This window comes from Variovorax sp. YR566 (assembly GCF_051992195.1).
Lineage (GTDB): Bacteria > Pseudomonadota > Gammaproteobacteria > Burkholderiales > Burkholderiaceae_C > Variovorax.
In genome coordinates this window covers 174,999-195,042 of record NZ_CP197093.1, presented here as the reverse complement: position 1 = coordinate 195,042, position 20,044 = coordinate 174,999, and the positions used below count along the sequence as shown (strand labels likewise).

Here is a 20,044-nt window from a genome sequence, read left to right as displayed (position 1 = left end):
CCAGGGTAGTAGGCAGATCAATCGCATATGAAAGAATCCAAGACATGCGCCAACTCATCAGCACCGGCTCCGCCTGGGAGCCCAAGGTCGGCTATTCCCGTGCCGTGGTCATCAACAACACCATCTACATCTCCGGCACCGCAGGTAAGGGTCCAGATGTCTACGCACAGACCCGGGACGCACTCTCCATCATCGAGAAGGTGCTGACCGAGAACGACTTCGCCTTGTCCGATGTCGTCCAGAGCCGCCTGGTGCTGGCGGACTTTGAGCATTGGGAAGATGCGACCCGCGCACACGGCGAGGTCTATGGCGAGATCCGCCCGGCCTTTTCGCTTGTGCATGCGCTGCCGTTTGTGGAGGACTCAATCCTGGTCGAGCTTGAAGCGATTGCTGTCAGAACGAGGGGATGAAGGAAACAGATCGGGCCGTGCAACTTTCAAGTACCACCATCGCGGTACTTGCGGCTGCCGCGGGTGGAGCCATCGCCAACAACTACGCACTTCAGCCAGCGCTGGCTGATATCGCTGCTGATTTCCGGGTGCCGGTATCTCTTATCACGACGGTCGCATCTGCCACGATGCTCGGCTATATCGTCGGTCTGGCCCTGCTAGTCCCCCTGGTGGACAGGATCAGCCCGCGAGTACTCATCCCCGGGCAAATGGCCGCACTCGCGCTCGCTCTGGTCCTTGCAGCGGCGGCACCCAGCCCCGTTGTGCTGCTCGGCTGCTTCATTCTGGTGGGCGCGACGACAACGGTCGCTGCCCAGTGCAACGCCGTGGTGGGCAAGTATTGCGCACCCGACAGGCGGGCCCACGCCATGGGCGCCGTATCAGCAGGGATCTCCGCGGGCATTCTGCTGAGCCGCTTCGTCGGCGGGCTTTTGACTCAGTGGTGGGGATGGCGAGGGGCGCTCCACTGGTTTGCATCATTTGCGATCCTCGCAGCGCTTTTCGCCTGGCCGCTCTTGCCGAAACGCGAGACAAAAACGACCGCCGGCTACTTCGCGACGCTGCGCTTGATTCCGCAGTTATGGCGCGAATCCGCCGCGCTACGCCAAAGCGTCTGTGCGGGCATGTTGTGGTTTTTTGCCTTCAATCTTATTTGGGTCGGCTTGGCGATCCGCCTGGCTGGAGCGCCCTACAACTTGAGTTCGGCAAGCATCGGCCTCTTTGGCCTTGCCGGCCTGCTCGGCCTGGCCGTCACACGGATCGCAGGCGGCCTTGCTGATCGTTTCGGAACTCGCGCTGTAATGCTTGTCGCCTTGTCCACCGCATCACTGTCGGCATGCGCTCTTGTCATGTCGCTCGGGCGCCCGGTTTGGACTGCCACTGCATTAGCCCTTTTCGACGCCGGCTGCTTTGCTGCGCAAGTCGCCAACCAAGCAAGAATCGTTGCGATCAATCCGGCATGCTCAGGTTCGCTGAGCGCGGTGTACCTGACTCTGTACTACACCGCCGGCGCCCTGGGCGCTGCAGTCGCGGGCACCATCGTCGCCAACATCGGCTGGTTCGCCATTGCCCTGACGGCAGCCCTCGCTGCGGCTGCCTCCGCGATCATCAGTTTTACCGAGCCGCAAGCCGCAAAGGAATCTTGTGTGTGATTTCCTTCATGAGAAATCTTTCGCAGGTTGCGGGCTCTGCATGATAGCGAAAGCCCGATGTGGAGATTCGTGGCTCTGTCGCAAAACCGGGGCACTGCGAGACGGAATCAATCCTCTCGGTCCTGTCGAATACCGAGAGAGCCTCGGGCTTACGGCATCAATCAGTCCAAGATTCTTGCGAGCGCGGGGAACTGGTGTGGATGGCCCGCCATGACCCCTGGGGCACTCTGCAGGAGGAATACAACCCTCACGACATCGACCAGCCGATCCGATTGCCGGGCCAGCACCACGACGCGGAAACGGGCCTGCACTACAACCGCCACCGCTACTACGACCCGGGCATGGGAATCTATGTCAGCCAGGACCCGATCGGGTTACAGGGCGGACTCAATCTGCACCAGTACGCAGCCAACCCCTTGGAATGGATCGATCCCCTCGGATTGAATCCCGCAGGTTGCGCCATCGGGGCTGGCGCAGGTGTCTGGTTCAGCGGCGTGGGTGTCGCGCCTGAATGCGCCATCGGCGCGGGCGTCGGAACGGTGCTTGTTCTCGGGGCAATCGCGCTGGGCAACACGGTCGCCAAAACAGATCCCTGGGGCGTACCGACCGACCCCAAGGCAGATGCCTTGAGCCAGGCGCATAAGAACGCCATCTGTTGATTTCCGCGCCTGCATAGCCCACATTTCCATCGGCGCTTGACCTGTCTATATCCCAGAGCACGTGCGCATCGGTCTCACGTATCAGCATGCAGAGGCGGGTCGGCGCTCAATGGATAATCGGGTCAAACGAAACGGAAATCCACAGGCTGCAATCTGGTGGAAGCGCGCGAGGGTGCAGAGCGCGACGAGAGACGGGTTCGCAGCAGCCCCTGCTTCAGGGGCCTTTTGCGGCGGCGCGCCTCCCTCCCCGTGCAGTTGCACGGCCGTCTCCACCACGCCCATGCGGAGTCCCTCGAATCCAGCAATGAACTTTCCGATTTCCTCCTAAATTCAACGCAATCCACCTTGGGTTGAAATTAAGAGCATTAAATATCGGTGAGGCAACTGATCCGTTGCGGCACACGGGACTCACCCGAGAAGTCCTGGTAGCGGATGTAGGGCGGTTGCCGATCACCGTGTCGGAGACCGGCTCAGGTTCGATCACGAAAAAGTCGCTGTGGCGGATCTGGGCCGTCCCCCAGCTTCCCGGACGCGTTGGGCGGCGACGCGCGCGCTGTGCGCGTGATTTCCACACCGTCGACGATCGGCCGCACATCCGGGTCTGGAGTGAGTTCGCGCAGGCGGGACGGCTGCGACAAGAAAGGCGGCGTCGCCTGCGCAGGGCTCCATCACCAGGTCTTCAGCGCCGCGAAGGCCCAGTTAGAGACGAACCGGGTGATGTCGTCGGGCGTGAAAAAAGCGCTGCGCTCCTTGCGAAGTGTGAGCGTATCGTTCGGGTGAATGAAGTGCAAGACAGTCACTACCCCATTCTATGCAGCCGGGCGCGGCTTACGACGCCGAACAGAGCCACCCACCGTCGAACCTGGCCGATCCGAACCCTCAACTGTTCAGTGTGTCGCTTGCGCCTTCACTCGCGCAGCGTGAACACCACCGACAGATACGAGACCGGTTGGACCTGGATCGCCTCGATCCCGTGCAGCGCAGTCGCATCGAACAACAGCGAGTCCCCTGCCCTCACCTCGACCACCTTGGCGCCGTAGCGGTAGCGGACCTCCCCGGAGAGGAAATACAGGAACTTCAGACCCGGATGCTGGAAGGTGACATAGGGATCGGCGCCTGGCAGCAGTGTGACCAGGTAGGGCTCGACGAACAGGTTGCCCGACAGCAGGTGGCCCAGTAGTTCGTAGCGGTAGTCCGCCACGGCGCCGATGCGGTCGACAAGGACACCACGGCCAGCTCGCACATGGCAGAAATCCGTGCGGCGCGCCTGGTCGCTGAAAAAGCGCGACACCGGCACGTGCAGGCCCTGCGCGAGGCGCTCCAGGGTCTCCACCGAAGGCGAAACCAGCCCGCGCTCGATGCGCGAGAGCATCGAGGAAGAGATCCCCGAGGCCTGCGCCAGCGCGCCGCCGGACACCCCTGCCGCCATGCGAAGCGCCCTCACCTGCGCGCCGATGCGGGCCGCGGACAGGCTGCGCACGACAGGTGCGGGCTGCCGCGGCCGGACACGCGTGACCGACTCCGGCAGTCGGAGCGGTCGTGCCATCGGCAGAGGCGATGCGACTTGACGATGCGTCATTTGGATTTCGTGGACAGCGACGATGCGTAGTTCAACTGAGAGAGGTTCCCCAGAAGAATGGCAATGAGTTAAAGATAACGTGGTTTTAATTGTCTCTAGATCCGAGCCTTCTGTCTATGCAGAAGCACGTCACTCGGAGAGGAAGGCCGCTAGGGGCAACGACATTCGAGGCTGAGCCTGCCCTTGCGTTTGGCGCAGTCGTGAGAGCGCTCCGCACAGCGGATGGCGTTGGACAGGAAGCTTTGGCCCATCAGGCCGGTATCGAACGATCCCATATGGGAAAAATCGAACGTGGCGAGCACATGCCAACGCTCGCCATGATCTTGCGCATCGCGCACGCTCTCGGCCGCACCGCAGGCGAACTGCTGCTCGAAACCGAAGCCGCATTGGCCGAATCCCACCGCAGTCGCAAATAGCGGACTCTTAATCCGTAGGTCGAGTGTTCGAGTCACTCAGGGCCCACCACCAACACTAGGAACTGCGCGGCTTCCGCGCTATTTCTTAAGGAGCACTGTTCCGCAATCGCCGAACGTGTTCCGCAAGACAGAAAACCTCCCATCGAAAGACTGGGAGGTTTTTTTTTGTGCGCCGACTCGCAACCCAGCAGATCCGCATCGCAGGTATCGCTCGACTGTCGTGACGAGATCATTGGAGCTCTTCAACCAACCAAACGGATCCACGATGGCGAAACTGAACAAACAACAGGCGGACACCCAAGCGCGGCAGGAGGCTTTTACCCGGTGGCGTGCACGGCCGCTGGAAAGGCGCAAGCTCCACATGGCCGATGAGTTTGAGCAGGAACTGTGGAGCGAGGGAATTCGCCTTTCGTCGAATCGAAACGAGAATTTGCAACTCATCACCCAGGAGATTCGCTCGGCGGCTGACCTATGACGGGCACCACCAAGAATCCAGCATTCATGCCGTGGACCACACGATCCGAAGAGCTTTTCACCTCAGTTCGCGAACATCAAGGATGTGGCGATCCGCAAGCTGACCCAGTTGGACGCAGCGCCGACGTTGATTTTCATGAAGATGCCACCCGGCAACGACCTGAAGTTTTACGACGGAGCCTGGCACGTCAGGATCAACCAGCAATGGCGCCTGATCTTCAAATGGGGGGACGCCGGACCTTACGACGTGTTGATCTGCGATCCACACTGAACGCACGCAGGGCAGCGTCAAATGCCCTGCAAACTTGTTCAACCCCGCTTATGCGGATCCGCCCAAACTGGCGGGCTTATAAAAGAAAGGCGAGAGCGCCATGTTTAAAAATGGAATGCGCCCGGTTCACCCGGGTGAAGTCCTCCGCGAGGACTACTTGAAGCCCCTTGGTATGACTGCTAACGCGCTGGCGAAGGCGCTGCATGTGCCTGCTTCCCGCGTCAATGACATCGTGCTCGAGCGCCGCGGCATCTCGCCGAACACCGCGCTGCGTCTGACCCGTTACTTCGGCGGCGAAGAGGCCGACGCAGTGGGCTGGATCAACATGCAAGCGACTTATGACTTCAAGGTGGCACAGAAGACTGTTGGCAAGGTCATCGCAAAGGAAGTGAGCCCTCGTGAAGATCTTGCTGCAACCATGGCCAACGACGAGCGTTTTGCACCGGGCGCCTGACGCAGCCATTGTCTGAACACAGAGATCCTGAGATAGCCGAGTTCAAGGCCGCGCTTCTGTCCAGCATCGGCGAAGCCAAGCGCGACGAGCATGCCGCCGTACACACGCCCGCACAGATCGAGGCGCGCAAGCGTGGGCGCCCCGCTGGCAGCACCAGGGCCGATGCCAAGGTGTCGACCACCATCCGGCTGGATGCGGCCGTGCTAGAGGCGCTGAAGGCGGCCGGACCTGGTTGGCAAACGCGCGCGAAGGATGCGCTGCGCGAGGTGTTCGTGGCGAAGGCTACTCCTGGCGCGCGGCCGCGTCGCTCGCGCACGACGGCAACTCAAGACTGACACCGACCCATCCCGGCGTCAGCCTAGGCGCGTGCCGGCCCAACGGAAGAATGGAGCTGTGGAGCCCGCCCCATGCAAGTTCCAGATCGGGATAGGGTCCGGTCAACAAAGACCCACGGTGGCAACGACAAGGCTGCCGATGAGGCCACCGCCCAAGGAAACGCCGAACGTGCTGAAGAGGAAGCCCCCGAGGAAGGCACCGATGACGCCGACGATGAGATCCCCGATGAGACCGAAACCGCCGCCCTTGACAAGAACACCAGCCAACCAGCCGGCAACAAGTCCAATAATGAGGAACCACAGAAAACCCATTTACCTACTCCTTTTGATTGGTAAAGATGACCACGAACAGAATGGTGCGGCGAGAGACAGGAGCGCCGCTGCCTCCGCAAGATTTGATCAAGATTCATGCGTGGAAAGGACCGAGATCGTGAACTAGTGCCAGGCCCTTCATGCATTGGCAAATGCATGCCTCCTGGACCGGCTCGGAATTTGCAATTCGGCAGAAAACGCAAAGATTGCGAGTTGTTGGTAGACGCTCGATCCATGGATAGATCGGTTTTGGCGAAGAAAGAGGCCGCCTTGAAGCTCAACTACACGTTCTCAGTTCCACCTGCAGCACCCTGCGGCGAGACGCGACCTCGCAGGGCTACGCGTCACTCTCACGAGGAGTTCTTCATCGACCTTCCCGATCATTGGGAAGAGGCCTCAAATTCGAATCCGAGCACTTTCAATTTCCGTTCCGATGAAGAAGATGCAACGCTCATTCTTGAGCTCGGCTTCTTCACGACAGTGGAAGAAAGGGGTCACGCTGCTGCGGAAACCAACGTGAACAGCCAGATCGAGGCCTACAAGCAGCAGTGCCCCGGTGGCATCGAAGTCCTTCGACGGTTGATCAGGCCGCATTCGAGCGGCAACGGAACCGAAATGACTTACGCCGTTGAAGTCAACGCGGAACATCTTTTCCTGTATTTCGGCTATCTCACGAGCCGGAAGCTCGTCGGCCTGCTGCTGATCTGCGGCCCTGAGCGAGACGCCTCTGCGCGTCTGTTCGGCGAGGTCGTCGGCGGCTTCCGGGCCAAATCCCCATAGGCCTCGCAGTTTCGCGGGCCTCAAGGGCCATCTGGCACGGTGACACATTCGCCAATCGGGCGCATCGAGGAAGCCTGTAACGCCAAGCGGTTGCCCTCGCCGCTCGTTTGCCGCTCGTCCAACGAATCCGAGTGCCACCTCGCTCCGCAAGCGATTTGCTTCTGACGGCCCCGGCCGGCAACGCTCGGCGCAGTTCGACGTCCGAGCCTTGTCCTCTGGCGGCCAGTGCACGAACCGATCCTGCATCAGGCGTGTGATGCCCTGCTTCGATGCATGCGGTTCAGCTGCTGGCTCTCTGCATGGCGATCGACTGCTTCGGACAAATATCACGCCCGCCCGGCATCAATCTTGAGCATTTGTCGCAGTTTTCAAATGACTCAAATCACAGTCCGAAAATCAGTGCGCAATGCAGGTCGTCGTACGAGAGATCACCAACAGCGCTGGCAGAGCTTCTTCCAAAGTGGATGGTCTATTCGTTGCGCCGGCGGCAATTACCGTTGCATTGTTCGGCGTGCCGGCGGTGCGGCTCGACTAGACCCAAATCGTCGGCACATCCAACAGGATGCTGAGGGGAAGCGTAAATGAATGATCCCATTGTTTGCGATAAATGCGGTGCTCCCCTGAGATTCTTTCAGGAAGGTCGACTGCAAGGACTGGGCTGCGCGCACAACGCCCAATCGATCGTCACTACCTACGCCTCACCGATCAAACTTGACCCGACCATCTACCAGGTCAGGCTAAAGTTTGGAAATCATGAAGATTTCGATCAGATCAAAGCTGTAGCAAAAGTATCGAGAAAGAATCTTTTGGATGCCAGAAAGCTTTTGAAAACCAATCACCCAACTGTGTTCAAGGGTGATGCCGCACATGTCATCGAGGCCCGTGCCGTTCTGTCCGCGGCCGACCTGGAGATTGAGATTTCTCCCGACTTTCCTTGGTAGCCTGTGTGGCAACTCTTGCGACACAGTAGGACAAGGGGTTGGCGACGACCGGAGGCGCAGCCGCTGACACTCAGGGCCCCGTCGATTACCCTGAAAGCTGAGTGTTTGAATTCCATTTTCATGGCTAGCGGAAAGTACGCAATTCGGCGAACAATCAGTGTGCAAGGCTCTCGAATGGCACATGTGCCCTCTTCACTGGGAGATCCGAATCTTTTGTGGGCGAAAACGGGCAGTGGATGTGAACTCGACTATCGCGGGTCGACGAAGCAGCAACGGCGTGTGATCGACATCGAAATTCAAACCGCCGTTGACGTCGTACCTCATGCCCCCTATTTCCGCGCACCTGCTGGGTGCCACGATGATTCCCATGGCCATCGCGCTGGTGGCACCGCCGGCACAGGCCGCTGTCGACACGATGAGCAAGATCCGCGAAACGCGCACGATCGTGCTTGGCGTACGTGAGGCCGTGCCGCCCTTTTCTTTCGTCAATGCACAGAAACAACCCGCGGGCTATTCGGTGGACCTTTGCATGAACGCGGTCGAAGAGATCAAGCGCGAGCTCAAGCTTCCCGACATCAAGGTTCAGTACAAGCTCGTGGCCGGCCCGGAGCGCATTCCGAAACTGCTCGCAGGAGAAATCGATCTTGAGTGCGGTTCGACGACCAACACGATGGCGCGCCAAGAGAAGGTTGACTTCAGCTACACCTTTTTCGTCGCCGGGATGCGCGTGCTGACGAACAACAGCCTTCATGTGGAGACGGTGAAGGACCTGAAGAACCTGCCAGTCGCGCTGACCAAGGGTTCGACCTCGGAGAAGCTCTTCAAGCAACTCGCCGATGGTGAACTGCGCGACGCGAAGTTCACCACCTACGAAAACAACGGCGACGCCTATAAGGCGCTGAAAGAAGGAAAGGTGCGTGCATTTGCGCAGGATGACTCGCTGTTGCAAGGCCTCGTGTCGAACGACAAGACGATCGATACGCTCAGCCTGAGCAGGCTTGCGCTGTCGGTCGAGCCGTACGCCGTGATGGTGCGCAAGGGCGACACTGCGTTGCTCGCGGCTGTGGACAGGAGCCTCGCGCAGTTGTACGCGAGCGGCGAGATCAATGGGCTTTATGACAAATGGTTCAACACCCACACGCTCACCATCAAGATGGGACGCCTGACACGCGACAGCTTCGTTCGGCCGAACAAACAGCCCGGCGTCGCGATGGTGCTCGGCCATTCGATCTGAGACGAACCACGCACAAGTGGAAGACCTCGGCGCACACGATGGCGCTCGGTGATCGCAAAGGCCGATGCCGCTCGCTCTGGCATTGAGTGCACAGCCGAGCTGGTTTCAGCAAAAAGCCATAGCCAAGGCATGCTTGTTTGGCCTATGGCAACGTACACGGCGGCGCTCCCACCACTTGCAATCGTCTGCCGTGCTACCAGCGCGCGCGCACGCCAGCAGACCCTTGCAACGACGACCGTGCCCGCGTGTCGCCGCCCATCGCATAGAGGCGACCGATCTCGCCATAGACACTGGCGGCTCGCGAAAGCGGCAAGGTAAATCCACCGGCCAGCTCCACGCTGCGGTAGCCGGTGGCACTGGCGATGCGCGTGACGGCCGCCGCGTTGATGAACTGCGCGACGTCGGTGCCCGCGCTGGCGCTGTAGAGGTTCAGGCGTGCATAGGGCTGCAGCAGGCCGGCGGCCGTTGCAACTTCACCGCGCACGCGTACGCCAAGGCGGCCTAGCCAACCGCCACCGGTTTGCTGCGACACATTGGCACCGGAGAGAACTGCGTCGTCGAGCTTCAGCTTCTGATAGACGACCTGGGCCTGCGGCTCGATGCGCCAGCCCGGAGCGAGCCCGAAGGCCTGTCCGACCTCCAGCGACGCCAGCAGGCCGCGGCCCTTGCCCCAGCTGGCCTGGTTGCCCGTCGCTTCAACGCCGTAGCGGTGGCTGCCGCCCTGCAGGACGGCGTCGGCATAGCGATCGTTCTCATCGTCCTTCCACGTGGCGTAGGCCGCCAGGTAGCGCGAGCGCAGGTCGTTGCTGCCCACAGTGCCCTGCACGCCACGCGCAAAGCCTTGCACGCCGACGCGGCCTTCGAGCTGGCCGACGTACACACCGGCGCGCCATGCCGAGCCCGTTGGCGCATACAGGTCCACACCGGTCTGGAAGCCGCGCAGGCGCCCGTCGCTTGAGGGCGCGACCGTGCCCTGCTGGCGCAGGTCGATGTCGGCGTACACCAGCCGGCCCCATGCGGCACGCTGGCCCTGCGGCGCACTTTCATTCGACGCGACACCATCGCCATCGCCCATGCGCCGGTGCAGGTTGCCCAGCATCGCCAGATCGGCCCGCCGAAGTTGCGACGGCAGCGCGGCGAACAGGGGAACCTCGGCGCGGTAGGTTGGCAAGGTCGCGGTGGTCGGGCCTGTCGGACTCGCGGTCGCCGGCGCGGTCGAGCGCAGATACCAGTTCTCGCCGGCCCCTGAGGCGTCCGCGCTGTAGAGGCGGTACTCGTAGGCGCCGGCGTCCACATGGCCGCCAGCCAGGGAGAAGCCATTCTTCGTGGTCTGCGCCGTGGTCGTCGCTCCATTGATGGCGCTCACGAGCATGATGCCGTCGCCCGTCGTCAATGCGCCAAGGCCGCCTGCATTGCTCACTTGCAGCGTGGTGGTGCCACTCACGGTGCCTGCGTTGATGACGATGCGATCAGTCAGTGAGCCGGAGTCCCCGAGGGCAGTGCGCATGCCCACGATGCCGCCCTGCCCCACCCAGTTGCCGTTGACGGTGAGCGTCTGCGGCACGAAGCCGGAGCCCGCCGAACCAGGCGGCTGGAAGTCGATTCGCCCCGCGAGCGTCACGCTGCTCAGCGACGAGCTGCCCGTCATCGTCCAGCGGCTCGTGGCATCGACGGTGAGGTCCACCGGATCGATGCTGCCCGCGAGGCTGGAACCGTTCAACAGGCGCATGTCGACGATGCTGGTGGTGTCCGTCACGACGTTGCCGCTCAGCGTGCTGCGATCGGCGGTGAAGGTGAGGCTGCTGCCGTTTAGTGCCTGCAGCAGGTTGCCGGAGCTGCTGGCGGTGGCGCTCGTGTTCTTCAATGTGAGCACCGCGCCAGTGGCTGCATCGACGCGCACGAGGTCGCCCGATGCGCTTGTGATTGCAAAGCCGTCGAAGCTTGCCGTCTGGCCCGAGCCCGAGAGAAAGCCCAGCGCACTGCCAGCGGCGGTGATGGAGCCGGTGCCGGTGGCGCTGATCGAAGGGCTGCTGGCGAGCATCGCGGCGCCGTAGCTGCTGGCGTCGGTGGTGGTGATCGCGAGCGAGCCCGTCGCGTTGATCGCGCCGCCGCCGGTGACCAGCAGGCCCGCGGCGTACGACTCCTGCGTGCCGCTTGGCGTGTTCGCCTGAGTGACGCCGGTGGCCTGGATCGCCACGGGGCCCGCCAGGTTCACCTGCGAGCCGGAATCGCGCACCGAGATGCCGATGCTGTTGATGCCGCTCGAATGGATCGTGGTGCTCGACGATGCGGCGGCCGTTGCCACGCCGCCCGTGACCGCACGGATGCCCGACCCGTTGAGGCCCGAGTTGTTCAGGCTTGCCGTGCCCGTGTAGGTGATGGTTCCGGCGCTGGTGATCTTGAGCGCCGAGGCCTGCTGGCCGCTCACGCTCAGGTTCAGGCTGCCGTTCAGTTGCGCAGTGCCGCCAAGATCGGTCGCGATCGCATCGGACCTCGAATCGCCTGCCGCGCTGATGACCATCGCACCGTTCGACACGAGGCTCGCCCCCGTAGTCATGCGAATGCCGGGAGAGTACGAAGCCCCGGCTCCCATGGTGATGCTGGTGTCGCCGTTCAGGATGACGCGAGTGTTCGCCAGCTCCGCGTAAATGCCGTAGTTGCTGGCCCCGTTGGACAGCGTGATCGACAACGGCCCGTTCACGGTGACGGTGCCCCCGCTCGCCGCGCGCAGGCCGCGGATGCCCGTGCTTGCGCCGGGGCGGTCCAGCGTCAGGCCACCGAGCAGGTTGATCTGCGAGCCGGTGCCCGTCGCGTACACGCCGTTGATGCCGCTCTGGGACATCGTCATGGTGATGAGGCCCGCGGCATTGACGATGCCGCCGCCCGATGCGCCCAGTGCTGATTGCCCCCCGGGCACGCCGCTGCTGCCGTAGCTGCCGGCCGCGCTGCACACGGAGCCCGCCGTGGCCTGCAGTCTCACGCCCGAAGTGCTGGTGCAGGCCGCCATCGCGTCGCCCGCCGACCACAGTAGCAATGCGCCGGAAAGGCATGTGCGGGAAAGGACCCCAGGAGCGAAGGAATATGGGTGCTTCAAAGATATCTCCTGATGTTCGAGATGCACCGCACCAAGAACCGATTCATGGCGCGGCGGGCCCTCACCACTTCATACGCAATCCGAGCGAGCCCTGCAAGGACGTCTTCACATCCGTTGCGCCGCCCGAGGCCCACGCCTTGCCGATTTCGCCGTAGATGCTGGTGGTCTGGTTCAGCGCCAGGGTGAGGCCGCCGGCGAGTTCACTGACGGTAGAGCCGGTGCGGCTCGTGATGTCGGTCGTGGCGGCAGGTCCGATGAAGCGGGCGACGTCGGCGCCGCCGCTCGCCTTGTAGATGTTGAAGCGGCCGTACGGCTGCAGCGTGCCGAGGCTCGTGGAGATCTCGCCCTTCACGCGCACGCCGACGCGCGCGATCCAGCCGTCGTCGCTGTCCTGCCGCACGGTCGCACCGGAGATCGCGATGTCGTCCAGGCTGAGGTGCTGGCGAATCAGCTGCAGTTGCGGCTCGATCTTCCAGCCGCTGTCGCCCATTGCGAATGCCTGGCCCACCTCGATGGATGCCGTCAGGCTGTCGCCCTTGCCCGAGCTGCGCTGAGTGGACAGCGGCTCGACGGTGTAACGGTGCCGCCCGGCCTGCAGCACGGCGTCGGCATAGAAGCCCGAGTCGGCAGTCCAGGTGCCGTAGGCGCCCAGGTACTGGCTGCGCAGGTCGTTGGAGCCAACGGCCAGGTTGGCGATGCCACTGGCGAAGCCGCTGACCCTGACGCTGCCGTCGAGTTGGCCGACGTACACGCCGGCACGCCAGTTCGATGTGGCGAACAGATCGGTGCCAGCCTGGAAGCCCTTGACGTTGCCCTTGCTGTGCGGGTCGACGGTGCCTTGCTGGCGGATGTCGATATCGGTGGCGATCACGCGGCCCCAGGCGCGGCGCTCGGTGTCGGTCGATGCTGCAGCGCCTGCCTTGACATCATCGTCGCCGATGCGTTGGTGCAGGTTGCCGATCATGGCCAGGTCCGCCTGGCGTACCTGGCTGGGCAGCGCGGAGAGCAACGGGACTTCGGCTCGGTAGGCCGGCACTTGCACGGCGCTCGTGCCGGTACCGCCCGTTGTGCCGCCTGTCGATCCGCCCGTGCCCGTCGTTGCCGTGGTGGTCGATCGCAGGTACCAGTTCTCGCCAGCGCCGCTGGCGTCGGCGGCATACAGGCGGTACTCGTAGGCGCCCGCATCCACGTGGCCGCCCGCGAGCGAGAACGCATCCTTGGTGGTCTGCGCGGTGGTGGTGGCGCCGCTGAGCGCCGAGACCACTTCGATGCCGTTGCCCGTGGTCAGCGCGCCCAGGCCACCGAGTTGGGTGATCTGCACGCTGGTCTTGCCGCTGGCCGAGGCGCTTGCACCGTTGAGCACCAGCCGGTCGCTCACGCTGGCGCTGTCGCCCAGGAAGGTGCCCAGCCGCAGCACGCCGTTGTTGCCCACATAGGCGCCGTTGACGGTGAGGGTGGTGCCCGGTGTGGTGCCTACCAAGGTGACAGTGCCGCTGTTGGCGAGCGAGGCAACCGTCTGGCTGAAGCCTGCAAGGTCGAGCGTGGCACCGCTTTGCACGGTGTGCGCCGAGGCTGCGCTGAAGGTGCCGGCGACGCCGGCCTTCAGGGTGCCTTCGGCCACATCGGTCGCGCCGGTATAGCTGTTGGAGCCCGAGAGTGTGAGGGTGCCGCTGCCGATCTTGGTGATGAAGCCGCCACCGGTGATGTTGCCGCTGAGCGTGGCGCTGAAGCTGCCGGTGTCGATCACCGGGTCGTTGTTGCCGGTCAGCACCACGGCGTTGGCGAGGTTCAGGCTGTCGGCCGCGAAGCCGAGCGTGGTGCCGTCGTCCATCGCCAGCGTGCCGGTGCCCAGCGCCAGGTTGTTGCCGACGTTCAGCCGGCCTTGCTTGAGCGCGGTGCCGCCGCCGTAGCTGTTGGCTGCGGTGAGCGTCGTGGTGCCGGCGCCTTCCTTGACGAGCGAGCCGGTGCCGCTGACGGTGCCCGACAGCGTGAGCGCGTCCGAGCGGTTGATGACCAGCGTCGCGTTGTTCAGGACATTGCCCACGATGCTGCCCGTGGTGCCGCCGTTGCCGAGTTGCAGCGTGCCGGCACTGATGACGGTGCCGCCGGCGTAGGTGTTGTCGGCGGTGAGGATCGTCGTGCCCGTGCCGGCCTGCACAAGCGCGCCGGAGCCGCTGATGGTGCCCGACAGCGTCAGCGCGTTCGAGCGCTGGACGGTCAACGTCGCGTTGTCGACGATGTCGCCTTTCACCGAGCCGGTGGTGCCGCCGCTGCCAAGCTGCAGCACACCGGCGCTGATCGTGGTGGTGCCGGTGAAGGCCTGGTCCTGCGTCAGCGTGAGCGTGCCCGCGCCGGTCTTCTCGATGCCGCCCGTGCCGCTCACGAGGCCGGCGTAGGTTGCGTTGTCGGGCTGGGCGAAACGCACCAGCCCGTTGTCGGTGATTGCTGCCGGCGCGAATTGCGCACTGCTCTGCAACACACCGCCCGAGCCGACGGTCATGCTGCCCGTGTAGGTGCTGGCATCGGCGCCCAGGATCAGGGTGCCGCCATTGACGGTCGCGCTGGTAATGCCCGATGACGGCAGCGCCACGTTGAAGGTCCAGACCCCGGCATTGCTCTGCAGCGTCTGGAACCCGGCCAGGGAGAGCGGCGCAAACGTCGAGGCGCCGCCGTCTTCGCTTTCGAGCGTCAGAAGGTTGGCGCCGCCTCCGCCGCTGATGTTGCCGGTGATCGAGGAGCCCGTGTAGGCATGCAATGCATCGTTTCCGCCTGCGAAGTTGAGCGATCCGATGACGCTGCCCTTGTTGGTGAAATCGACGGCAGAGGTGCCGTTGGCACCGAACACCGTGGCGGTGCCGGGGTTGCTGCTGCCCGCCACATAGCCCGCTTCCATCGTGCCGGTGTTCACGATGGTGTTGTTGCCGGAGTTCGCCTGGAACCAGATTGCGGCGTGGGTCGATCGCACGGTTCCGTGATTGATGATCGTGTTGCCGCTGCCGACGGGGTTGATGGCCTCCGAATTGCCGGCGCTTCCATCCGCGAAGACGTTGGCGCCTTGCTCGATGGTGATGGTGCTGTTGCTGTTGAACTCGACGGTGTTGGCGCCGATGCCGCCTGGGTACGAACTGTTTCCGTTGGTGGAGCTGTTCTGGACCGTGGCGCCGCTGCGAACCGTGATGGTGGCATTGTTGCCAAGGCTGATCGCGGAGCTGTTGCCCGTGCTGACCAATGCACCCGACTGGACATCCACCGAGGTGTTGGCAGCCGTGGCCGGTCCCGTCCCGACGGTCGTGCCCTGCGTTCCTCCTGCCGCACTGCAGGCGATGGCAGCACCCCCAGCCACGCAATCCGCGGAAGCCGGCGTTGACACCGTGGCCAGAGCCAGTGTCACCGCTGCGCCTGCCGCGCCGGCAACGGCGTGTGCTTTCGAATGACCGCGCCCCAGTTCGGATGCAACGGTCCAGAGAGCGAGTGCGTCGTTCCAAACGACGCGGAATACCTTATTCATATCGTGAGTCCTGATGGTCGAGAGCGAATGGCGCACTGGCATGAACTGCGTGCGCGGCACGGGTGTGGCCGGTGCTGCCTGCCCGACCCGGGGGCGGACTCTAGTGCAACTGATTGCAAATTCTCTAAACGAAAGTTCACGAATGCCCGGCGCAATTCGATTTCGGCCATGAACGCCAACTCGTTCACATTTGTTTGCTTTTATTGGCCCTGAAAATGAAATTCACTCGCTCATTTCCCATGGCAATCGCCTCGCGCCCCCGCAGAGACAATCGCTCAGGATTCAAAGCAACACATGGTTTTCAGCGACGACCGCCGAGGCTTCGCGTTCTCCTGCGAGGACGCGAAGATGTCCATTTGCGCTAGCACGTGGAATACACGCCTAGCTCAAATTGCACGCGTCATCGGCCCCGTCTTGATAATGACCGGGTCACTTCCGGATCCGGAATACATCTCTCAGACTTTGGGCAAGCGCCCCCGAGACATATTCATCATTGCGAACGCCGCCGCACAAAGGGAGGCGAGGATGCTCAAGCTGCACTTCCCTGAAGTGCGCATCGCACTGCATCCCAACACCAATGCCAAAGTCGTGCTTGTGGCGCCGGACACGGTCTGGGTTTCCAGTGCGGACTTTGGCAAGACGACACAGATCGAGTCTGCCGTCGGCCTGCATTCAAGCATCGTGTTCAAGAAGACCCGGGAATCCCTTTTCAACAGGGTATGGGCAGAGGCCCTCGAAATCGTTTGAGGTGATTCTCACGTGTGCTGCGCGCCAGATGTCGCCGCATCCACGACATGCTGCGCCCCCACTTCCCCGGCGTGAACCACAAGAAGGTCTACCAGTTCTACAGCGCCGCAAACTTGGCGATGCGCATGCGCAAGAAGATCAAGCGGCCCGCCAACGAGCGCGTACCGGTACAACTTGCCAGCACGGTCAACGAGGTGTGGAGCATGGACTTCCTCAGCAACAGCCTTGAATCGCCCCCGGGGGCGATTCATTCATTCAGTAAAACTAGCGTACCGGTCCCTTCATACTCGCGGCCGGCATCAGGGTATAGGTCAGAGTGCCATAGCCCAGTTGGTCATAGCCGCCGCTGTCCGGGCCATAGTTTCCACCGCCTCCTTCAGGCCGCATCCTCTCTGCGAGCTTCCGCGTGTAAGGGGCATTCAACCCCTTCAGCACCGCATAGTGGTTGTAGAAGAGCTCCCAGACCGGGCGCCGATCGCCGCGGCCTGCTGGCGAGATCACTTCCTGCGTGACGTCACTGTTGCGGTACGGGGTGTACGGTACGTCCTCACCGAGGTTGTATTTGGCGATGTATTCAATGCCATGCAGCACCCGGTTGTTTTCGTAGCCGAACAGATCCTCGTGCTGGTTCCACGCCATCTGGCACAGCGCACCGAGCAGTGCGACGTTGAGCATGTTGTGGCCCTGGTCGCGACCACTTTCCTGCGTTTGCCCCAGTCCGTCCGGGTAGAGCCTCCACACCAGTTGGTCGATGGCACCGTTGCCCTTGCCGTGCTTGAAATAGTCCACCGCCTCGCTGTAGATGTCCCGCCGGTCCGTGAGGATGCCGATCGCCAGCATGGCGTCCAGGTTGGCGAGATCCCAGTTGGCCCAGTAGTGGTCAATCTTTGCACCGTTGTGCCGGACCAGGAAATCGTGGTTCATCGGATAGAAGACTTCCAACATCATCTTCTGAAAGCGTTGGAAATTTCCCGCCGACCACTTGGGATAACTCCGCATGATTTCGGCCGCGTTGGCGAACTGGTAGCCGTAGATGCCCGACGCCAGAAACTTGTCGGAGCTGCCGCCGATGGCGGTGAGCGATTCGGACCATGCGTCGAGAATGCCGATGGCTTTGTCCGCATAGGCATCGTCGCCGCCGACCTTCCAGCGCAAGGCCAACGCATAGGCCGCGGCCGCATCCTGGTACAGGGCGCCGTAGTTCTCGCCGTGCGTTCCGTCCTTGCCACGGTAGACCGTCGCTTGCGGATGGGGTGTCCAGCTCAGCGACGCATGGTTGTTGCGCAGGAGCTGATTCCAACCATCAACCCAGGGCTGCGCGCCTTGGGCGACCTGGCTCCGCATCCTGTCGAAATCGGCCTGTGTATGTAGAGCGCCTGGATGAACGAAGGCGCTGGCGTGCGCGATGGGGATCATCAGGATAGCAAGCGTCATCGACGAGATGAATCGGCCACCGATCTGGCGAGGCGTGGTGATGTGCATCGAATCACAACGCTCCCATCGAGCCATAGTTGACATTGCACTCCAATGAAAATTCTCTTTCATGTGGAGGACTAATGACAGCTACTTTCGTCTGAGCACAACCTGACAGATCGGCGCTTTGAACACGGAATTTCCGCGCTGCGAGAAATCCTCCGGATTCGTGTCATCGTCAAAATTTGAAAGACTGTTGGGGCGTGCGTGTGCCGCAGCGCACGCAACTCCAAACATCGAATGAGCCATCGATCTTCTCTTCCCGTTGCCCGGCTCGCGGGACTGATTGACGGCGCTGATGACGGGCTGTGTCGCTCAACCACCATCGCCTCCCGTGCACCATGCCGTTGTTCGGCCAGTGCATGTCGCTCCTGCGGCGCCGCCCGTCGTGAGCGTGATGTCGATCCGCCGCTGTATCAGCCGCAACCGATCGCCATGGCGTGGGCGCCGCCGCCCGCTCCGTTCGCGGGCGCGATCTGGACTGGCGGCTACTGGGTGTGGCCGGGGTACGGCTGAGTGCAGCCGTACTGCGAGCATCGCGATGGCGCGGTGATCTTCATCACAGGCCATTGGTCGGCGCCGGGGATTGCCTTCGCTCCACCGCCGCTGGGCCTGAGCCTGGCGCTCCTCGCGGCCGACTGCATGTCGTGCGGCAGTCACGGGACGAGCCGGTCCTTGGTGGACCGTCAGGCTTGAAACTTGTGGATAGAAGCAAGGTTTATTGGCGGCTTCCGACCATTCGGCTCATGGCGTCGCGGGAGCCAATATCAGGCTATCGGCCGGACTTCGCGACCAGGAACGCGACAGCTCTGGCGAGCCCCGCATCGGTACCAGGATCGCCGAGCTCAAACTTGAGGTTGTCGGGTGCCGGCATCTGGATATCCGGCTGGATGCCGCTGCGGTCCCACGAGAGCCCGGCTGGCGAGTACATCATCGCCGTGGAAAGTCGTACCGCTGCGCCTTCTTCAAGGGGAAGGATGGTTTCGATAGTGCCCGCCCCGAACGTCGCCTGGCCGATCACCACGGCCTTGCGTTGCTCCCTGAGGGTTTGAACGACTGCCTCGGCGCCGGCGGCCGTGTGGTCATCTACCAGGATGACCAGACGCGCCGACCTGAGTGCGCTGACCACCGGTTCATCGACCGGATCCCGCGGCTTGCCCGCATAGTCTTGCGGTACCGCTCGAAAATCCCTGTTTGCGTCTTGTCGCCGACCTTTGCTGCTCAGAACCTTCGTCCCTGACGGCACGAAGAGCGCGGCGACGCCGACGACGGAATTCAGTAGACCACCATAGCAGCTGCGGAGGTCGAGGACCAGATTGTTCAATGCAATGCGGTCGGCTGGCCGAAGTTTCGAAATCGCGGCAATCACCTCGTTGGGTGTTGTGTCCCTGAACCGGCCGACTCGCAGATAGGCCGTCCCGGGCGATACCGGCCGGGCCCGGACAGAAGCGAGGGGAGCGATCGGCTCTCGCGTCATGACGAATCCGAGGGGCGCCTTGGAGCCATGGCGGACCACCAGCAAGGTCAAGCTCGTGCCCGCTTCTCCGCGCAGAGCTGCGACGGCCTGCGCAAGCGTCAAGGATCTGGTGAGCACACCGTCGATCGAGTAGACCAGATCACCTGGTTTCAAACCGGCGCGGTGAGCCGGGGATCCGGCGATCGGTGAAACGATTTCGACGTAGCCCTCGTCGCCTTCGTGGGCCTTCATTTCCAGGGCGACGCCGGCCATTCTGCTGACGTTCTCTGGACTCTTCTGCGCCATCTCCTTCGACGAGATGTACGCCGAACTTCCACCGAAACTCTCGATGGCCGCACGGATGCAGTTCTCGATCGGACGCTCCTTGACTGACGTGTCGATAGACTGGAGCCTGTTCTTGCAGCTTGCTTCGAGAGCGCGCACGTCGAACGGGCTCACATAGTTGTCTTGAGCCAGCTTCACGAAAGTTTTCCACGCGGAAGAAGCAATGACCTCCTCATAGCGCGGATCCGCGCGTGCCTGAGAGACGAATAGCAAGCCAACAACCATGAGCGTGGCTCGAACCTGTCGCAGAGTCCGGCAGTCGTGCGTTGTATTTTTCATAGGTCGGAAACAGGACTGGTTGTTTTCGAAGACTTTTGAAAACTCTATGTGCACAGGAGCGAAGGCAGCGTCCACTTCTGGCGGCGG

At 62.5% G+C, this 20,044-nt stretch carries 19 protein-coding genes; 12 read left to right on the top strand and 7 right to left on the bottom strand.

Annotated features, from left to right (window positions below; genetic code table 11):
- Nucleotides 1-44 precede the first annotated feature (44 nt).
- The 3 genes from ACTG4X_RS34975 to ACTG4X_RS34965 all read left to right on the top strand — a co-directional run bounded on the left by ACTG4X_RS34975 (nucleotide 45) and on the right by ACTG4X_RS34965 (nucleotide 2,259).
- Nucleotides 45-410 carry a RidA family protein gene (locus ACTG4X_RS34975; protein ID WP_440534646.1) on the top strand — a complete coding sequence of 122 codons (366 nt, stop codon included), beginning with the start codon at nucleotides 45-47 and terminating at the stop codon, nucleotides 408-410.
- On the top strand, nucleotides 407-1,600 hold the full coding sequence (locus ACTG4X_RS34970; RefSeq protein ID WP_440534645.1) for an MFS transporter: 1,194 nt from the start codon (nucleotides 407-409) through the stop codon (nucleotides 1,598-1,600). The genes ACTG4X_RS34975 and ACTG4X_RS34970 overlap by 4 nt, the downstream gene beginning before the upstream one ends.
- A 200-nt stretch (nucleotides 1,601-1,800) precedes the next feature.
- The gene (locus ACTG4X_RS34965) at nucleotides 1,801-2,259 is read left to right on the top strand and encodes an RHS repeat-associated core domain-containing protein (protein WP_440534644.1); all 459 of its coding nucleotides are present in this window, start codon (nucleotides 1,801-1,803) and stop codon (nucleotides 2,257-2,259) included.
- Between the two features lie 668 nt (nucleotides 2,260-2,927).
- On the opposite strand, the gene ACTG4X_RS34960 is transcribed toward ACTG4X_RS34965, so the two are convergent.
- Nucleotides 2,928-3,059 carry a hypothetical protein gene (locus ACTG4X_RS34960; protein ID WP_440534643.1) on the bottom strand — a complete coding sequence of 44 codons (132 nt, stop codon included), beginning with the start codon at nucleotides 3,057-3,059 and terminating at the stop codon, nucleotides 2,928-2,930.
- 107 nt (nucleotides 3,060-3,166) lie between these two features.
- The gene (locus ACTG4X_RS34955) at nucleotides 3,167-3,688 is read right to left on the bottom strand and encodes a helix-turn-helix domain-containing protein (protein ID WP_440534681.1); all 522 of its coding nucleotides are present in this window, start codon (nucleotides 3,686-3,688) and stop codon (nucleotides 3,167-3,169) included.
- A gap of 266 nt (nucleotides 3,689-3,954) precedes the next feature.
- Here ACTG4X_RS34955 and ACTG4X_RS34950 point away from each other — a divergent pair, with 266 nt between their 5' ends.
- The 5 genes from ACTG4X_RS34950 to ACTG4X_RS34930 all read left to right on the top strand — a co-directional run bounded on the left by ACTG4X_RS34950 (nucleotide 3,955) and on the right by ACTG4X_RS34930 (nucleotide 5,788).
- A complete protein-coding gene (locus ACTG4X_RS34950; protein ID WP_440534642.1) occupies nucleotides 3,955-4,254 on the top strand; it encodes a helix-turn-helix domain-containing protein in 300 nt (99 codons plus the stop codon).
- A 265-nt stretch (nucleotides 4,255-4,519) separates the two neighbouring features.
- Nucleotides 4,520-4,729, top strand: a complete 210-nt coding sequence (locus tag ACTG4X_RS34945; protein ID WP_440534641.1) for a hypothetical protein — start codon at nucleotides 4,520-4,522, stop codon at nucleotides 4,727-4,729.
- 84 nt (nucleotides 4,730-4,813) lie between these two features.
- A complete protein-coding gene (locus tag ACTG4X_RS34940) occupies nucleotides 4,814-4,999 on the top strand; it encodes a type II toxin-antitoxin system RelE/ParE family toxin (RefSeq protein ID WP_440534640.1) in 186 nt (61 codons plus the stop codon).
- A 100-nt stretch (nucleotides 5,000-5,099) separates the two neighbouring features.
- Entirely contained in the window at nucleotides 5,100-5,453 is a 354-nt protein-coding gene (locus ACTG4X_RS34935; protein WP_440534639.1) for a HigA family addiction module antitoxin, read from the top strand.
- An 8-nt stretch (nucleotides 5,454-5,461) separates the two neighbouring features.
- Complete coding sequence (locus ACTG4X_RS34930) at nucleotides 5,462-5,788, top strand: BrnA antitoxin family protein (protein WP_440534638.1); 327 nt, start codon at nucleotides 5,462-5,464, stop codon at nucleotides 5,786-5,788.
- Between the two features lie 102 nt (nucleotides 5,789-5,890).
- Here ACTG4X_RS34930 and ACTG4X_RS34925 read toward each other — a convergent pair whose 3' ends face one another.
- A complete protein-coding gene (locus tag ACTG4X_RS34925) occupies nucleotides 5,891-6,100 on the bottom strand; it encodes a GlsB/YeaQ/YmgE family stress response membrane protein (RefSeq protein WP_440534637.1) in 210 nt (69 codons plus the stop codon).
- A gap of 270 nt (nucleotides 6,101-6,370) precedes the next feature.
- Between ACTG4X_RS34925 and ACTG4X_RS34920 the strand changes: the two genes are divergently transcribed.
- The 3 genes from ACTG4X_RS34920 to ACTG4X_RS34910 all read left to right on the top strand — a co-directional run bounded on the left by ACTG4X_RS34920 (nucleotide 6,371) and on the right by ACTG4X_RS34910 (nucleotide 9,055).
- Nucleotides 6,371-6,880 carry a hypothetical protein gene (locus ACTG4X_RS34920; protein ID WP_440534636.1) on the top strand — a complete coding sequence of 170 codons (510 nt, stop codon included), beginning with the start codon at nucleotides 6,371-6,373 and terminating at the stop codon, nucleotides 6,878-6,880.
- Between the two features lie 581 nt (nucleotides 6,881-7,461).
- Nucleotides 7,462-7,821 carry a hypothetical protein gene (locus ACTG4X_RS34915; RefSeq protein WP_440534635.1) on the top strand — a complete coding sequence of 120 codons (360 nt, stop codon included), beginning with the start codon at nucleotides 7,462-7,464 and terminating at the stop codon, nucleotides 7,819-7,821.
- Between the two features lie 367 nt (nucleotides 7,822-8,188).
- Nucleotides 8,189-9,055 carry an amino acid ABC transporter substrate-binding protein gene (locus ACTG4X_RS34910; protein ID WP_440534634.1) on the top strand — a complete coding sequence of 289 codons (867 nt, stop codon included), beginning with the start codon at nucleotides 8,189-8,191 and terminating at the stop codon, nucleotides 9,053-9,055.
- Nucleotides 9,056-9,248: 193 nt separating this feature from the next.
- On the opposite strand, the gene ACTG4X_RS34905 is transcribed toward ACTG4X_RS34910, so the two are convergent.
- Both ACTG4X_RS34905 and ACTG4X_RS34900 read right to left on the bottom strand, forming a co-directional pair.
- Nucleotides 9,249-12,089 (bottom strand): autotransporter family protein, encoded by a 2,841-nt coding sequence (locus ACTG4X_RS34905; RefSeq protein ID WP_440534633.1) that lies wholly within the window; start codon nucleotides 12,087-12,089, stop codon nucleotides 9,249-9,251.
- Between the two features lie 121 nt (nucleotides 12,090-12,210).
- Nucleotides 12,211-15,657 carry an autotransporter outer membrane beta-barrel domain-containing protein gene (locus ACTG4X_RS34900; protein ID WP_440534632.1) on the bottom strand — a complete coding sequence of 1,149 codons (3,447 nt, stop codon included), beginning with the start codon at nucleotides 15,655-15,657 and terminating at the stop codon, nucleotides 12,211-12,213.
- Nucleotides 15,658-16,182: 525 nt separating this feature from the next.
- On the opposite strand from ACTG4X_RS34900, the gene ACTG4X_RS34895 reads away from it, so the two are divergent.
- Entirely contained in the window at nucleotides 16,183-16,404 is a 222-nt protein-coding gene (locus tag ACTG4X_RS34895; protein WP_440534631.1) for a hypothetical protein, read from the top strand.
- Nucleotides 16,405-16,668: 264 nt separating this feature from the next.
- On the opposite strand, the gene ACTG4X_RS34890 is transcribed toward ACTG4X_RS34895, so the two are convergent.
- Nucleotides 16,669-17,838 (bottom strand): alginate lyase family protein, encoded by a 1,170-nt coding sequence (locus tag ACTG4X_RS34890; protein WP_440534680.1) that lies wholly within the window; start codon nucleotides 17,836-17,838, stop codon nucleotides 16,669-16,671.
- Nucleotides 17,839-18,649: 811 nt separating this feature from the next.
- On the bottom strand, nucleotides 18,650-20,032 hold the full coding sequence (locus ACTG4X_RS34885) for a S41 family peptidase (protein ID WP_440534630.1): 1,383 nt from the start codon (nucleotides 20,030-20,032) through the stop codon (nucleotides 18,650-18,652).
- Nucleotides 20,033-20,044 lie beyond the last annotated feature (12 nt).

What these genes read in the sequence shown, in the direction of transcription:
- ACTG4X_RS34900 (WP_440534632.1), bottom strand. Translation starts at nt 15,657, where the DNA reads ATGAATAAGGTATTCCGCGTCGTTTGGAACGACGCACTCGCTCTCTGG.
- ACTG4X_RS34950 (WP_440534642.1), top strand. Translation starts at nt 3,955, where the DNA reads ATGCAGAAGCACGTCACTCGGAGAGGAAGGCCGCTAGGGGCAACGACA.
- ACTG4X_RS34890 (WP_440534680.1), bottom strand. Translation starts at nt 17,838, where the DNA reads ATGACGCTTGCTATCCTGATGATCCCCATCGCGCACGCCAGCGCCTTC.
- ACTG4X_RS34925 (WP_440534637.1), bottom strand. Translation starts at nt 6,100, where the DNA reads ATGGGTTTTCTGTGGTTCCTCATTATTGGACTTGTTGCCGGCTGGTTG.
- ACTG4X_RS34895 (WP_440534631.1), top strand. Translation starts at nt 16,183, where the DNA reads ATGCTCAAGCTGCACTTCCCTGAAGTGCGCATCGCACTGCATCCCAAC.
- ACTG4X_RS34910 (WP_440534634.1), top strand. Translation starts at nt 8,189, where the DNA reads ATGGCCATCGCGCTGGTGGCACCGCCGGCACAGGCCGCTGTCGACACG.
- ACTG4X_RS34965 (WP_440534644.1), top strand. Translation starts at nt 1,801, where the DNA reads ATGGCCCGCCATGACCCCTGGGGCACTCTGCAGGAGGAATACAACCCT.
- ACTG4X_RS34975 (WP_440534646.1), top strand. Translation starts at nt 45, where the DNA reads ATGCGCCAACTCATCAGCACCGGCTCCGCCTGGGAGCCCAAGGTCGGC.
- ACTG4X_RS34970 (WP_440534645.1), top strand. Translation starts at nt 407, where the DNA reads ATGAAGGAAACAGATCGGGCCGTGCAACTTTCAAGTACCACCATCGCG.
- ACTG4X_RS34945 (WP_440534641.1), top strand. Translation starts at nt 4,520, where the DNA reads ATGGCGAAACTGAACAAACAACAGGCGGACACCCAAGCGCGGCAGGAG.
- ACTG4X_RS34935 (WP_440534639.1), top strand. Translation starts at nt 5,100, where the DNA reads ATGTTTAAAAATGGAATGCGCCCGGTTCACCCGGGTGAAGTCCTCCGC.
- ACTG4X_RS34955 (WP_440534681.1), bottom strand. Translation starts at nt 3,688, where the DNA reads ATGGCGGCAGGGGTGTCCGGCGGCGCGCTGGCGCAGGCCTCGGGGATC.
- ACTG4X_RS34915 (WP_440534635.1), top strand. Translation starts at nt 7,462, where the DNA reads ATGAATGATCCCATTGTTTGCGATAAATGCGGTGCTCCCCTGAGATTC.